This window comes from Acinetobacter lwoffii, from assembly GCF_022967985.1.
Lineage (GTDB): Bacteria > Pseudomonadota > Gammaproteobacteria > Pseudomonadales > Moraxellaceae > Acinetobacter.
This window is the reverse complement of sequence record NZ_JALJVC010000023.1, coordinates 16,256-30,528: the sequence shown is the minus strand read 5'-3', so window position 1 is coordinate 30,528 and position 14,273 is coordinate 16,256. Positions and strand designations below refer to the sequence as shown.

The 14,273-nt window shown below is 44.2% G+C and carries 12 protein-coding genes, 1 tRNA gene and 1 pseudogene; 10 read left to right on the top strand and 4 right to left on the bottom strand.

Annotated features, from left to right (window positions below; translation table 11 throughout):
* Positions 1-12 precede the first annotated feature (12 nt).
* Positions 13-654: a glutathione transferase gene (yfcF, locus tag MWG72_RS12800; protein ID WP_004279965.1), complete on the top strand. Its 642-nt coding sequence runs from the start codon at positions 13-15 to the stop codon at positions 652-654.
* A gap of 129 nt (positions 655-783) precedes the next feature.
* Positions 784-1,725 carry a cation diffusion facilitator family transporter gene (locus MWG72_RS12795; RefSeq protein WP_004279963.1) on the top strand — a complete coding sequence of 314 codons (942 nt, stop codon included), beginning with the start codon at positions 784-786 and terminating at the stop codon, positions 1,723-1,725.
* 31 nt (positions 1,726-1,756) lie between these two features.
* Here MWG72_RS12795 and MWG72_RS12790 read toward each other — a convergent pair whose 3' ends face one another.
* From MWG72_RS12790 to cysS, 4 genes are all read right to left on the bottom strand, one after another.
* Entirely contained in the window at positions 1,757-2,734 is a 978-nt protein-coding gene (locus MWG72_RS12790) for a fatty acid desaturase family protein (RefSeq protein WP_004279962.1), read from the bottom strand.
* A 93-nt stretch (positions 2,735-2,827) separates the two neighbouring features.
* Positions 2,828-3,616, bottom strand: a complete 789-nt coding sequence (locus MWG72_RS12785; RefSeq protein WP_247144202.1) for a PaaX family transcriptional regulator C-terminal domain-containing protein — start codon at positions 3,614-3,616, stop codon at positions 2,828-2,830.
* Between the two features lie 191 nt (positions 3,617-3,807).
* Positions 3,808-3,883, bottom strand: a tRNA-Gly gene (locus MWG72_RS12780).
* A 62-nt stretch (positions 3,884-3,945) separates the two neighbouring features.
* Positions 3,946-5,367: a cysteine--tRNA ligase gene (gene cysS / locus MWG72_RS12775; protein WP_247144201.1), complete on the bottom strand. Its 1,422-nt coding sequence runs from the start codon at positions 5,365-5,367 to the stop codon at positions 3,946-3,948.
* Between the two features lie 432 nt (positions 5,368-5,799).
* On the opposite strand from cysS, the gene MWG72_RS12770 reads away from it, so the two are divergent.
* The 8 genes and pseudogenes from MWG72_RS12770 (at position 5,800) to MWG72_RS12735 (ending at position 14,264) form a co-directional block, all read left to right on the top strand.
* Positions 5,800-6,843, top strand: coding sequence for a KpsF/GutQ family sugar-phosphate isomerase (locus MWG72_RS12770; protein WP_228305177.1), 1,044 nt, complete (start codon positions 5,800-5,802; stop codon positions 6,841-6,843).
* 3 nt (positions 6,844-6,846) lie between these two features.
* The gene (locus tag MWG72_RS12765; protein WP_004279958.1) at positions 6,847-7,386 is read left to right on the top strand and encodes a KdsC family phosphatase; all 540 of its coding nucleotides are present in this window, start codon (positions 6,847-6,849) and stop codon (positions 7,384-7,386) included.
* A gap of 33 nt (positions 7,387-7,419) precedes the next feature.
* Positions 7,420-7,968 (top strand): LPS export ABC transporter periplasmic protein LptC, encoded by a 549-nt coding sequence (gene lptC, locus MWG72_RS12760; protein ID WP_247144200.1) that lies wholly within the window; start codon positions 7,420-7,422, stop codon positions 7,966-7,968.
* Positions 7,952-8,518 (top strand): lipopolysaccharide transport periplasmic protein LptA, encoded by a 567-nt coding sequence (lptA, locus tag MWG72_RS12755; RefSeq protein WP_004646679.1) that lies wholly within the window; start codon positions 7,952-7,954, stop codon positions 8,516-8,518. The genes lptC and lptA overlap by 17 nt, the downstream gene beginning before the upstream one ends.
* The gene (gene lptB, locus MWG72_RS12750) at positions 8,518-9,261 is read left to right on the top strand and encodes an LPS export ABC transporter ATP-binding protein (protein ID WP_005104345.1); all 744 of its coding nucleotides are present in this window, start codon (positions 8,518-8,520) and stop codon (positions 9,259-9,261) included. Before lptA ends, lptB begins: the two co-directional genes overlap by 1 nt.
* A 218-nt stretch (positions 9,262-9,479) precedes the next feature.
* Positions 9,480-10,945: pseudogene (locus MWG72_RS12745) on the top strand (TolC family outer membrane protein).
* A complete protein-coding gene (locus MWG72_RS12740) occupies positions 10,942-13,080 on the top strand; it encodes a type I secretion system permease/ATPase (RefSeq protein ID WP_247144198.1) in 2,139 nt (712 codons plus the stop codon). The pseudogene MWG72_RS12745 and the gene MWG72_RS12740 overlap by 4 nt, the downstream one beginning before the upstream one ends.
* The gene (locus tag MWG72_RS12735; RefSeq protein WP_247144197.1) at positions 13,077-14,264 is read left to right on the top strand and encodes a beta-barrel domain-containing protein; all 1,188 of its coding nucleotides are present in this window, start codon (positions 13,077-13,079) and stop codon (positions 14,262-14,264) included. Before MWG72_RS12740 ends, MWG72_RS12735 begins: the two co-directional genes overlap by 4 nt.
* Positions 14,265-14,273: the final 9 nt, after the last annotated feature.

Genomic DNA, 14,273 nt, shown 5'->3' with positions numbered 1-14,273 from the left:
AGGATCAAGGATATGCAAAATATAAGTTTATATGTCGATAAAAACAGAATCAGCCCTTATGCCATGTCGGTCTATGTTGCCTTAAAAGAAAAGGGTTTAGATTTTCAGGAAATAGTGGTCGATTTAGATCAGCAGCAACAGAAATCTGCGGCTTATCAAGCCATTTGTCCAAGTGCTAAAGTTCCGTATTTAATAGTAGATAACTTTAGCCTGTTTGAATCATGGGCGATCACTGAATACTTGGAAGATGCCTTTCCAGCACCTAAGTATCCAGCCTTATATCCAAAGGAAATTCATGCCAGAGCTAAATGTCGGGCCATACAAGCCTTGGTCAAAACGGATTTTATGCAAATCCGCCAGCAAATGCCTTCCGATTCGGTATTTCATCCACCAAAAATATCTACACCTCTTACAGCTCCGATCACTGAAGAAATTCAGCGATTGTTAAATGTGGCAGAACATATGCTGGAGGATATATGGTTAACTGAACACTGGTCAATTGCAGACTTTGATCTGGCCTTTATATTGCATCGGTTGCTGAGCCATCAGGTGAAACTTCCTGTGAAAATAATAGAATATGTCGAGGGTAATTTTAAGCGTGCTTCGGTACAGGCGTGGCTGGAAGAACATGAAAAAGCTAAAACTTTAATTTAATGCCGACTGATAAAACAGTTCATAAAAAACTACTTAAATAGGTAAAATTCAAGCGTAATATGAATCAGAACAAGACTTGAAAGATGCTGAGGATACAGTCCTCGTTGAATAAGAAGGAAGGAGTGGCCGGTGGGAAATTCACATCATCATGAGCATAGTCATGTCACCGTGACTGCAAAAAATGCCAGAAAATTATCAATAGCGCTGGGATTAACCACCACTTTTTTAATTGTGGAAGTGATTGCTGGTTTTCTAACTCAAAGTTTGGCCTTACTTTCTGATGCTGCGCATATGTTTACCGATGCTGCTGCACTGGCTATCGCTTTAGTCGCTATCAAAATTGGACAAAAACCGGCAGACAATAAACGGACATTTGGTTATCAGCGCTTTGAGATTTTGGCTGCTTTGTTTAACGCCTTAATGCTGTTTGTGGTTGCGATTTATATCTTGTTTGAAGCTTATCAGCGTTTGAGTCATCCACCAGAAATTCAAAGCCTTGGCATGATGATTGTTGCTGTTTTGGGGCTGATCATTAATCTGATTTCCATGAAAATTCTGGTGTCTAGTAGTCAGGAAAGTCTCAATGTCAAAGGTGCTTATCTGGAAGTGCTCAGTGATGCACTGGGATCTGTAGGCGTGATTATTGGAGCACTAGTGATTTATTTCACCGGCTGGATGTGGATAGATACACTCATTGCAGTATTAATCGGATTTTGGGTATTGCCAAGAACCTGGATTTTGCTGAAACAGAGCATCAATATTCTGCTTGAAGGTGTGCCGGAGGAAATTGATATTGAAAAATTACGTCACGATCTTTTGGCGCTTGATGGGGTCCAGGATATTCATCAGCTCAAGGTCTGGGCGATTACTTCCAAAAAAGTCATGCTGACCGTGCATCTGGTTGCACCGAATGTGGATTATCAGAAACTGCGGCATCAGACCTTTGAGATGCTTCACCATGAGCATCATATTACCGAGATGACCTTGCAGATTGAAGCGGAAGATTGCCCGCCGGAACATCGGGGACAATCCTCACATCCGCATTCACATGCTGAAACCCATCAGCATTGAAGTGGAATAATCTAAGCATCGGGAAAGTTGATTATTTTTTTAAAAGTGAACGAATCACATCCAGATAACTTGGCGGAGCATCGACATACTCACGCTCCCTTAACATCTGGTGCATTCTCCCCAGCTTTTGATGCGGAACAGAGGCCATCAAATGATGTTCAATATGATAGTTCACATGAATCGGGGCAACCAAAGCACGTGCCAGCCAGCCTGCACGAGTAGTTCGGGTATTGCTAAGGGCAGAATGACTGGTTTCTAATCCGGCATGTTCAGCCATGGCACGGATGCGGATGAACAAAGGAAATGGGGTGATATAGGCGAGAGGCCATAATAAATACAGTTTAGGATGGCCGCTGGCCCAAAGCGCAGAAAAAATTGCTGCATTTGAAATTAACATACCAGAACTATTTTTAAGCAAGTTTTTCGCTAACTCTAAATTGCTGCGATCATCACGCGGAATTGGCTTGGGGTCATTGGAAACACTCCATTCCAGTAATTCCAGATCCATTAATACTCGACCAGCGAGAAATTTAAGCCCCGATTGCCCATTCAGGTCACGGAAGAATTTCCTGAATAGTGAGCTTTGCGTAATGGGAAAGTTTTTTACCAACCCCAAGTCAGGATCATCTGGTTGCGAGGTTTTAGCATGATGTTTCAGATGATAAGGACGATACTTGCTGACATCATTCCAGATCGGGCGTGCACAGAGCCAGTCAGTCAAATGAGTGTTCAACCATTTGGTTTTAAAAAGACTATGGTGCGAGGCATCATGCATCAAAATAGCCATGGCAAGCTGGCGTCCAGCAAGAATGGCCAATGCCAGCGCGCACATCAGGACTTTCCCCCACGTAGGTAAATATTCCCAGCTATAGGCTACCGTGCCAAAGGTCATGACAATTACGGTCCATGTCGAACCTACTGCCCAGGCACCGTGCAAGTCTGAGGTCGTGGTGAGTTCTTTAATTTCATCACGACTAAAAAGTTCTGTGACACTGACCTTGCTGTTCATTCTTCTGCCTATATTTAGTTCTTATTGCTGTATTCAATATATTTGGATGAAATATTACAGTCAATTTATTTTTGTGTATAAAATAGAAATAAATTAGACCCCTTGGTCTTTAAAATAATGTTGCCATAAAAGTTGACCCTGTTTTTCTATTTTGCGGACTGCGAGCTCAAATTGTTGTCGGGCATCGGTGTCTATCCATTCTGCAGGAAGCAAAGGATCAGCACGTAAACTAAACAGGGCAGATTTACCTAGATAAAAGGCACTTTTTGCAGCCTCTGCTAAAGTCAGATTTTGGTAATTTTCAAACCAGTCGTTAATATCATGCTGTACTGCATGATAGGTCTGATGTAGCTCTTCGATATCCCATAAATCACGAACTTCGGTTTCACTTTCCAGTTGACTGACTTGGAAAAAACGTGCGTCAGGATCTAATCCAAACTGGATTACAGCTGTTTTTAATGGACTTAGGTTTAGCGTTAAATTATCGGGACGAATAAAAACATTTTGCTCTAGTTCCTGAAAACCATAATAACGCAGCGCTTTTTCTCTTTTAGATAAGGCAGTACGGTCTACACGTCCCAAAGTGCCGGTATAGACCAATACATATTTTCCGTTCCATGTGGTCGCCGTTTGCATATCAGGGTGTTTGTTTAAGCTGATAAAAGAAGTATCGAATTTTTTCTCTAGCAATTGATATACGCCGCGCTCTACAGCTTGAATGACATTTTCCTGATTTAATCGGGCTACAGCGACACGGATACCATTGTCAGATATACCCAATAATTCAGCAGCAGTTAATATCCGCTTAATAGACAGGGTGGAGTTTTTAGAAGCGTAGAGAAGGTCTAAAACAAGATGACGTGCATTCAGTTTATAAGTCATGAAACGATATCGTAATTAAAAGAATTGAAAGTTTTGAAGTTTATTTACAATAGCACTTTGTCATGAATAACCCAAAAAAATGTCAGGGTGAAAGAGAATGAATAAGTGATTTGAGATATGCATTTTATTAATAAATTTTTTTCAAACACAATAAAAAAACCCTTATCTTTCGATAAGGGTTTTTCGTATTCTGGAGCGGGAAAGGAGACTCGAACTCCCGACCCCAACCTTGGCAAGGTTATGCTCTACCAACTGAGCTATTCCCGCAATGAGGTGAATTATAGAGAATTCCACAGCAGTGTCAACTCTCTATAAATCTGTTTGATTAATTAATCAGCACGGCGCCAAACCGTACCTTGACGGGTATCCTCAAGAACAACACCTTGATCAAGTAAAGATTGACGAATCTCATCCGCACGTGCGAATTCTTTGGCTTTCTTGGCATCCTGACGCTGTTGAATCAAATCTTCAATTTGTTCAGGTGATAGTACCAATGCTTCCTGACCAATGTCAGACTTGAGGAACTCTTCTACGTCTTGCCGTACCAGACCGAGAATATTGGTCAGGTAACGCAAAGTTGCATAATAAATCGCTGCCTGTTCTGCATTTTCTTCTTTCACCGCACGATTCAGCTCTTTATTGATTTCGAACAATACCGCAATCGCTTCAGGCGTATTGAAATCATCACGCATAGCGGTATTAAAGCGTTCAACTAAAGCCTCATCCAGAGTTTCAATCAGATGATCACCATAAACCGCCTGATAGGTTTTAAATGAGTGATAGAAACGAGACAAGGTATTTTTTGCTTCTTTTAAGGCAACATCCGAGTAATTCACCGGGCTACGATAGTGTGAAGACACAATAAAATAACGTACCACTTCCGGATGGAATTTTTCAATCACGTCGCGAATGGTGAAGAAATTGCCTAAAGACTTCGACATTTTCTCGCCATCGACATTAATAAATCCGGCATGCATCCAGTAATTGACATACTGTTCGCCAGTAGATGCTTCAGATTGTGCAATTTCATTTTCATGGTGCGGGAAGGTCAGATCAGCACCGCCGCCATGAATATCGAAATGATTGCCTAGGCAGCAGGTCGACATTGCTGAACATTCAATATGCCAGCCTGGACGGCCATTGCCCCAAGGTGATGCCCATGACGGTTCATTTTCCTTGGCATGTTTCCAGAGGACAAAGTCAAACGGGTGTTTCTTTTCAACTTCGACGTCGACACGTTCAGACGCACCCGCTTGCATATCTTCCAGTTTACGGCCAGAAAGACGACCGTATTTGGCGAATTTTTCGACCTCAAAGTAGACATCACCATTATTGGAAGGATAAGCCGTACCTTTGTTGACCAGGTTGCCGATCATATCTTGCATTTGATCGATGTAATCTGTCGCTTTAGGTGCAACATCAGGTGCAAGGCAGCCCAGTTTGGCAAAGTCTTCATTCATCGCATCAATAAAGCGACCTGTTAATTCTGAGATACTTTCGCCATTTTCATTGGCACGTTTAATAATTTTGTCGTCAATATCCGTAATATTGCGCACATATTTGACCTTCCAGCCTTGGCTACGCAGGAAACGGATAATATAGTCAAATGCAACCACTGTACGTGCATGTCCAATATGACAGTAGTCATAAACCGTCATACCACAGACATACAGATCAATTTGACCTTCAACACGAGGTACGAATTCTACTTTTTTGCGTTGCTCTGAGTTATATAGAACAAATGGTTGCATAGCTGTTCAAAAGACTTCAAATAAAAGGATGAATCATCTTAACCTAAGCATAATTATTCATAAAGATAAAAGCGCAAAAAGCCTCAGTTATTTAGGATAGTTAGGCAACGAGAGTGATTTAGAAAGAAGAGGTTCAGGAAGTGAAATAGCGATATTGAGCTTACATTTTCAGAGGTAGTGTTTGCCAGTATGATTAAATTATATTTGAATGAGTCTGGTCTGATTTGAACCAAAACTATTTTGGATAGCGTAAGCGCGTTCCCCTAAAAAATAAAAACAAGCGCCTTTTACAGCGTCAAAAATGAAGCGAATGTAGAGGTGGAGATACCAGATTGTGCAAGTTAAATACAATCTGAATATATTAAAAATCCGTCGAATCTTCTACATTTAGAAAGCTTACAATTGCATAGCTATGCTAAAATTGCGAAAATTATGCCCATCAAACCAGAGTTTTTCTCTGTCCTTAGCGTAGGTAAACAGGCTTTGAATTCACAGAAAACAGCGAATCAACTAGATTTCCAGAAAGTCGCACTTGAAACACTGCGCATCGAAGAAAATGCACTACAGATTTTAGCAACACAGATTGATAACCGGTTTAGCCGGGCATGTGAAATTATTTTACAGTGTACTGGCCGTCTGGTGATTACCGGAATGGGCAAGTCAGGTCATATTGGCCGTAAAATGGCGGCGACCTTTGCTTCGACCGGAACTCCCTCATTCTTTATGCATCCAGGTGAAGCCGGTCATGGTGACTTAGGGATGCTGGTGGCTGGTGATGTGCTGATTGCGATTTCAAACTCGGGCAAGAGTGATGAAATCATGATGTTGATGCCACTCATCAAACATCTGGAAATTCCGCTGATTACCATCAGTGGTGATGATCGTGGTCCAATGCCACAAAATGCTGATGTAGCTTTAACGCTGGGTAATATTCAGGAGGCTTGTCCACTGGGTTTAGCGCCGACATCGTCAACGACGGCAACATTGGCTTTGGGCGATGCTTTGGCGGTAGCTTTATTGGATGCTCGCGGCTTTACCTCAGATGATTTTGCACGCTCACATCCTGCAGGTGCGCTGGGTAAGCGTCTGTTATTGCACGTGAAGCATCTGATGCGTACTGGCGCAGATTTACCTAAAGTCTCGCCAGATACCGCCATGAATAAAGTATTGTACGAAATTTCCAACAAGCGCTTGGGCTTAACCACAGTCGTCGATGAAAATGATGTGTTGCTGGGGATTTTTACCGATGGTGACTTGCGTCGCTTGATTGATAAGCAGCAAGGTTTTGATGTCAATCTGGCTATTCAGGACGTGATGACCAAAAATCCGTTGACCATTTCTCAGGAAGCACGTGCAGTGGTCGCACTGGAACGTATGAATGAACATAAAATTAATCAATTTGTAGTTGTTGATGATGCCAATAAAGTCATTGGCGTGATTAGTATGCATGACCTGATTCAGGCTGGGGTAAATTAATAAATGGCATCTTATGTATTATTAGAGCAGGCACGTCATATTGCAGCACTGGTGCTTGATGTAGATGGTATTTTAAGTGATGGCTTTGTAACGCTGACCAATACTGGCGATGAGATCAAATCCTTTGATATTCGTGATGGTCTGGGCATGAAACTGGTTCAACAAGCAGGAATCAAGGTGATTATTATCACCGGACGTAAAAGCAATATCGTAGAAAAGCGTATGTCGGATCTGGGTGTTGATCTGGTCTATCAGGGCCGTGAAGACAAAGGTACAGCACTTCGTGAAGCCTGTGCGCAGCTCAATATTGATCCTGAAGATTGCCTGTACATGGGCGATGATTGGCCTGATCTGTCTGCTTTTGCCATTGCGGGCATGAAAGTGACCGTGCCTAATGGTCATGTCGAAGTTCGCCGCCGTGCCGATCTGGTGACTCAGGCGCAGGGTGGACGTGGTGCGGTGCGTGAAATCTGCGATATGCTGTTAATGTCCAAAGGCATGTACCAAGAGTTACTTGAAAAATATACTCGTGCGCCTTATTAATAAGTCATATCTTTTGGATTAAGTACACCGCTTATGGATACTAAAGTTTTATATATTACGGCCGTGATTATTGCCGCAATAAGTGGTGGTTATTACTATTACAGCGGCAAGGGCAACAAGCTGCAGGCAGACTCTGCGCGCAGCATGACCTATTCCGCTCAAAATATTAACTTAACCCAGACGGATGAAGCAGGCCAGGTGTCGGTTCGTGCCCAAGTGGACCGACTTGAGCAGAATCTGCAGCTAGAAACCTCAAAGCTGGAAAATCTGCAAGCATCGACTTATGACAATGGTAAAGTCGATGCGACTTTCTTTGCCAAAATGGCGCATGGTTATGATGACAATACAAAAGTTGTACTCTCTCAAGAAGTGCTCGCCACCAAAATCATGCAAAATGGGAAAATGCAGTTTCGTACTGAAGAACTGACCACTTTTCCGAAAACACGTGAAATTGAAACAGACAAGACAGTGATTGTGGAATCTCCACAGGCTGAATTTGTCAGCCAGGGTCTTAAAGCCAATCTTAATGATGGTCAATACGAATTCTTTAATATTCGAGGAAAGTATGAACCAAACTCCTAAAGCCAAAATGATGCACACTTTCCTGAAGCGTATGACGCTGGCGACTGTGGTTGGACTCGGTTCAATCGCTGCTTTTGCACTGCCATCTGACCGTAACCAGCCAATTACCTTGCTGGCTGACCGGGCGACTTTCAATGAGCGGACGGGTGTGACGACGTATTCGGGCAATGTCATCATTGAACAGGGCACCATGAAGCTGCAAGCCAATTCGATTGTGGCCAATCTGAACAATAAGCGCCAGATCAGCCTGATTACGGCTACTGGCAGCCCGGCACAGTTCCAGCAAAAAGTGGATCCGGCCAAAGGTCTTGCCAAAGGTCAGGCGCAGAAAATTGTCTATAATGCTGAAACCGGGATTATTACCTTGTCAGGTAATGCCTTCCTGCAACAGGACGGTGCCAGTATTCGTGGTGCAACTTTAAAATACAGCATGAACAAAGGCGATATCGAAGCCACCGGAACACCAAACAAAACCGGTTCATCGTCTGGCCGTGTACAAATCGTGATTCCACCTTCTAGTTCAACATCCTTCCCGGGAGCGCGTGATTAATGGAGCAATCGCAGCAGGTTCAAACCCTCACCATTAAACATCTGGCGAAAAACTATAATAAACGCTGGGTAGTAAAAGATGTGTCATTCAGCATGGAAAGTGGCCAGATTGTTGGGTTGCTCGGACCAAATGGTGCCGGTAAAACTACCAGTTTCTATATGGTAGTCGGTCTGGTGCGGATGGATAAGGGGGAAATTTATCTGGATGATCTGGATCTTTCCGACCTTGCAATGCATGAACGGGCACGTAAGGGAATTGGTTATTTGCCGCAGGAAGCTTCGATTTTCCGAAAACTCACGATTTCAGAAAATATTATGGCAATTCTGGAAACCCGTAAAGATATGACCAAGGCACAGCGTCAGCAACGTCTGGCGGAGTTACTGGCAGACTTTAAAATCACTCATATCAAAGATTCTTTAGGTATGAGTGTATCCGGTGGTGAGCGACGTCGTGCCGAGATTGCACGTGCACTTGCGGCGGACCCAAAATTTATGCTACTCGATGAGCCTTTTGCCGGTGTCGATCCGATTTCGGTTGGAGATATTAAGGATATTATTACGACCTTGAAAGATCGCGGGATTGGGGTACTGATTACCGATCATAACGTACGTGAAACGCTGGCGATTTGTGAGCATGCTTATATTGTTAGTGAAGGTGCATTGCTTGCTGAAGGTACACCAGAAGAAATCCTGGCGAATGAGACCGTAAGAAAAGTTTATCTGGGTGATGATTTCACTGTTTAAATAATCCTGCTTTATATAAAAACCCTGCATCAGACGCCAGTTGTCGGATGCAGGGTTTTTTTTGATCAAATCAAAGTGAAAAAGATTTCTTTTAAAGTGATTTGACCTATTGTTATGCTAAAACAAGAAAACATTACATAATTATGCGATTTAGAGCAGAACACTTTTAAAGAAATCAGGGGAAAACAGAATGAAAAAGAAGGAGATTAATTCTTCTTTTGCCTTTATCTGTGTCTTTGGGGCATGCAGAAAGCTCACCCCATTATTTTGCCAATCTCAAAAATGGTTTGGGTCAACTGATTGCACCCAAACCACACGATCCGCGCATACCATTGATATCACGTCGCTGGGTCATTATGCATTAGATACATCAAAAGAAGCTGAGCTGCCACAGATTACTCGTTCACAGTCAGGACAGCCAACTTTAAATCCTACGATCACAGCTGGTATTCCACAAAAAATGAATCTGGTGGGAGCCGTACACCGCGCAGTGCAGCGACGTCCTGAAATCACCCAGAGTATTTCGACATTATCTGCGCAGGCAGCGAATATTGATGTAGCGAGAGCGGGTTATTATCCGCAGGTGTCCGGTGGTATCGGGACAGGGGATCTCACTTCCGGTGAACGTGGACGACAAATCGTTTCTTTGAATGCCACCCAGATGCTGTATGACTTTGGCAAAATTAAAACCAATATCAGTGTGGAAGAAGCCCGCTTGGCAGAAGAACAGGCAAGAGTGCTGGTTAGTTTGGATCAGATTGCATTTGAAGTAGCAGATGCAATAGTGAATATCAAACGTTATCAGCAAATCACCCAGATTGCCCAACAGCAGATTCAGGGCATTGGACGGATTGCAGAAATTGCCAATTTGCGTGCCCGCGCCGGAATCAGCAGTCAGGCCGACCCGATTCAGGCCCAGTCCAATCTGGAAGCAGCGCAATCGAATCTGATTGTACAGCAGACCCAGCTCAGACAATATCAACAACGCTTGCGTACCTTGCTAGGATTTGATGTATCCACTGTTGAATGGGATATTCCTGATCGTATTGTGGCACAGGCCGATCTTTATCAGGATCCGGAATTTACCCAGATTCCGAACATGATTCTGGCCCATGCCGGGGTCAATGTTGCCCGTTTGCAAAAAGATCAGGCGCGGCTAAGCCCTTATCCGACCATTAGTGTTAAAGGTAGTCTAAGTCAGGCGATGAATGGACGGAATCCAAATAATAATGAAGATGATGGCTTTTATAATTCAGTCATGATTGAAGCCAGCAGTAATTTGTATCAGGGTGGTGCAACGCGTTCACAGACCCGTGCCGCAAGCTATGCCGAAGAAGCTGCACGCGCACAGGTCAATACGGTCTATCTGGATGTGCTGGATCAGGTGCGCTTGATCCGCGAGCAGATTGAAAATAAACAAAAACAAATGGGGGTTTTATCCCAGCGCCGCGCAACCACGGTACGCACCAAAGAGCTGTATCAAGAACAATATAAATTGGGTACCCGAACTGTAGTGGATTTGCTGAACGCCGAGCAAGCCATTCATACTGCCGCGCAGGAAATTGAATTGGCGCACTATGACATTTATTCGGCGATCGTACAGTACATTCAGGTCACCGGCCGTACACGGGATATTTACGCGCTTAACCGTATTTCTATTCAGGGGTTTGAAGTTCAGCCATGAGTACTACAATAAATTATCAACCGTGGCTTAAAGCGGTTTTAAATATTGCCCGGCATTACCGGATCGAGCCTTCTGAGGAGCGGATACGCCTGCAACTGGACTGGAACCAGCATCATGACATCGATGACATGCTCAAGATAGTCAGTCGTCAGATGGGTTTAAATGTCCGTAAAAATAAATTTGAGCGCAGCCTGCTGAATCCATGGCGTTTACCTTTACTGGTTGAATTCGATAGTGGTGATGTGGGGGTGATTGAACGCATCGACACACAGGGCAATGTCAGCATCCAGCTCAGTGGTGATGAAGGTTTATCTCAAAGTTTCACGATTGAACAGTTAGAGGTTGGCATAAAGCATCTTTATGTGCTGCGTCCTGAATCTTCAGTTCCAGATGCGCGGGTGGATGAATATATCAAACCCTTTGAGAAAAACTGGTTCTGGTCGATTGTCCTGAATGACTGGAAGCGCTATATCGATGTGATGTTTGCGTCTTTAATTGCCAATATTCTGACACTGGCCACGATAGTTTTCTCGATGAATGTCTATGACCGTGTCATTCCATCGCAATCTATTCCGACGTTATGGGTGTTGGCCGGTGGCGTGCTGATCGCTGCGATTTTTGAATTTGTATTACGTGTCTCGCGGATCTATCTGTCAGACATTATTGGTAAACGTACGGATTTAAAAATTTCTGACCGGGTTTTTGGTCATTCATTACGGATTAAAAACAGCGAACGTTCCAAATCAACAGGAACCTTTATTTCACAAATTCGTGAGCTGGAAGGCGTCCGCGAACTGGTGACTTCAACCACAGTCACAGCAATTGCCGATCTGCCATTCTTCTTCCTGTTCTTAGGGATCTTCTGGGTGATCGGTGGCAATCTGTTCTGGGTCATGCTACTCGTTGTACCCTTAATGATTCTTCCGGGAATTCTGGCGCAGAAAAAACTGGCACAACTGGCTCAGTTGGGCATGCGCGAATCTGCCATCCGCAATGCCTTGCTGGTAGAAGCTGTACAAGGCATTGAAGACATCAAGCTGTTAAGAGCTGAAACGCGTTTCCAGAACCAGTGGAATCATATGAATGAAGTGTCAGCCGATGTCAGCATGCAGCAACGTAAAATTGTCGGCTTGATGACCGCCTGGACCCAAAAAATTCAGGGACTGACCTTTGCAATTGTAGTCTTGGTCGGGGCTTTTGCGGTGATGGAGGGTGACATGACCACAGGCGCACTGGTGGCCTGTTCGATTCTATCTTCACGCATGCTGGCACCAATTTCACAAATTACGGGTGTACTGGGTCGCTTGCAACAGGCCAAAGTCGCGAAATCCGGTCTGGATGAACTCATGAAAAAACCGGTGGACCAGCCGGATTATTCGCACCTGATTCATCGTCCGGCACTGGATGGGCATTATGAGCTCAACGGTGTGGTGTTCAAATATGGCGATGATGATCCGAAACCGAGTTTGATGATTCCCAAGCTAGAGATCAAGCCCGGGGAGAAAATTGCAATTCTGGGCCGTAATGGTGCAGGAAAATCGACCTTGTTGCAGCTCTTGTCTGGGATGCAGACACCGTTACAGGGCAAGGTCAAGCTGGATGGGATTGATCTGACCCTGATTGATCCTTCAGATGTGCGGCGTGATATGAGTTTGCTAAATCAGAACTCGCAGTTATTTTATGGTTCAATTCGTGAAAACCTGACTTTGGGTGCACCTTTGGCCACCGATCAGCAAATTCTGGAAGCCTTACAAATTACCGGTGCACTGGGATTTGTACAGGAGAAAAAAGAAGGGCTGGATCATATCATTTTAGAGGGTGGTGTCGGCTTTTCTGGTGGACAGCGCCAAGCCTTGTTATTGGCACGGCTATTGATCCGTCAACCAAAGATTTTGCTACTGGATGAACCGACCGCTGCCATTGATGATGTGTCAGAAAAACAGTTGATTGATCATCTTAAAGGCTATTTAACCCATCGTACGATGATCGTCGCCACTCATCGCCGTGCGGTATTGGAACTGGTGGATCGTATTCTGGTGGTCAATGATGGCAAGATTGTGATGGATGGACCACGGGATCAGATCCTGAATCAGTCGCAGGGTGGTAATAAGCGGGTTGTGGGAGCAAGTGCATGAGTGAACTACAGCAACTAAAACGTTCCAGCAAGGTCAGCTTTCAGGAACCGCCCTTACCCAAATCAAGTGTCATCATCTGGATTATCGGCATTGGCCTACTGGTATTACTGACCTGGGCCTGGTTATTCAAATTGGAAGAAGTATCTACTGGTACTGGAAAAATAATTCCATCATCCAAAGAGCAGGTGATTCAGTCTCTGGATGGCGGTATTTTGACTAAACTTAATGTCAAAGAAGGTGAGATTGTCGAGCGTGGGCAAGTATTGGCCCAGCTTGATCCGACCCGCTTTGAATCCAACGTCGGTGAATCAGAATCCTTGCTGGTGTCATCACGTGCCACTTCAGCCCGTTTACGTGCGGAAGTCACCGGCGCACCGTTGGTCTTTCCTGAAGAAGTGTTGAAATACCCCAAATTGGTTAAAGAAGAAACGGCCCTGTATCAGTCGCGTCGAGCCAATTTGCAAGAATCTGTTGCAGGCCTGGAACAGGCTTTGTTACTGGTGCAGCAAGAACTGGAAATGACCGCTCCCTTGGTCGCCAAAGGGGCAGCCAGTGAAGTTGAAGTGTTGCGTCTAAAACGTGAAGCCAATGACCTGCGTAATCAGATGAATGATATCCGTAATCAATATTATGTGAATGCGCGGGAAGAATTGTCCAAAGCCAATACTGATGTAGAAACCCAGCAACAGGTGGTACGTGGCAAGTCGGATACTTTGAGTCGAACCGTTTTTAAATCACCGGTTCGCGGTGTCGTCAAAGAGATTGATGTGATGACGCTGGGCGGCGTGATTCCACAAAATGGCAAGTTGATGACCATCGTGCCACTGGATGAAAAATTACTGGTTGAAGCACGAATTTCGCCGCGTGATATTGCCTTTATTCGCCCTGATCAGGAAGCACTGGTTAAAATTACAGCTTATGATTATTCGATCTATGGTGGGTTAAATGGTAAAGTTGCGATGATTTCACCAGATACCTTGCGTGATGAAGTCAAGCAAGATCAGTTCTATTACCGCGTCTATATTCGTACCGACAGCGACAAGCTCAGCAATAATGCCGGGCAGGAGTTCAATATTACTCCAGGGATGGTGGCCACCGTGGATATTCGTACTGGTTCAAAAACCGTGATGGATTATCTGATCAAGCCATTTAATAAAGCCAAAGAAGCCTTGCGTGAACGGTAATATTTGCCA

Coding starts and splice junctions, on each gene's coding strand:
- yfcF (WP_004279965.1), top strand. CDS start 13: ATGCAAAATATAAGTTTATATGTCGATAAAAACAGAATCAGCCCTTAT.
- MWG72_RS12790 (WP_004279962.1), bottom strand. CDS start 2,734: ATGAACAGCAAGGTCAGTGTCACAGAACTTTTTAGTCGTGATGAAATT.
- MWG72_RS12785 (WP_247144202.1), bottom strand. CDS start 3,616: ATGACTTATAAACTGAATGCACGTCATCTTGTTTTAGACCTTCTCTAC.
- cysS (WP_247144201.1), bottom strand. CDS start 5,367: ATGCAACCATTTGTTCTATATAACTCAGAGCAACGCAAAAAAGTAGAA.
- MWG72_RS12770 (WP_228305177.1), top strand. CDS start 5,800: ATGCCCATCAAACCAGAGTTTTTCTCTGTCCTTAGCGTAGGTAAACAG.
- MWG72_RS12765 (WP_004279958.1), top strand. CDS start 6,847: ATGGCATCTTATGTATTATTAGAGCAGGCACGTCATATTGCAGCACTG.
- lptC (WP_247144200.1), top strand. CDS start 7,420: ATGGATACTAAAGTTTTATATATTACGGCCGTGATTATTGCCGCAATA.
- lptA (WP_004646679.1), top strand. CDS start 7,952: ATGAACCAAACTCCTAAAGCCAAAATGATGCACACTTTCCTGAAGCGT.
- lptB (WP_005104345.1), top strand. CDS start 8,518: ATGGAGCAATCGCAGCAGGTTCAAACCCTCACCATTAAACATCTGGCG.
- MWG72_RS12740 (WP_247144198.1), top strand. CDS start 10,942: ATGAGTACTACAATAAATTATCAACCGTGGCTTAAAGCGGTTTTAAAT.
- MWG72_RS12735 (WP_247144197.1), top strand. CDS start 13,077: ATGAGTGAACTACAGCAACTAAAACGTTCCAGCAAGGTCAGCTTTCAG.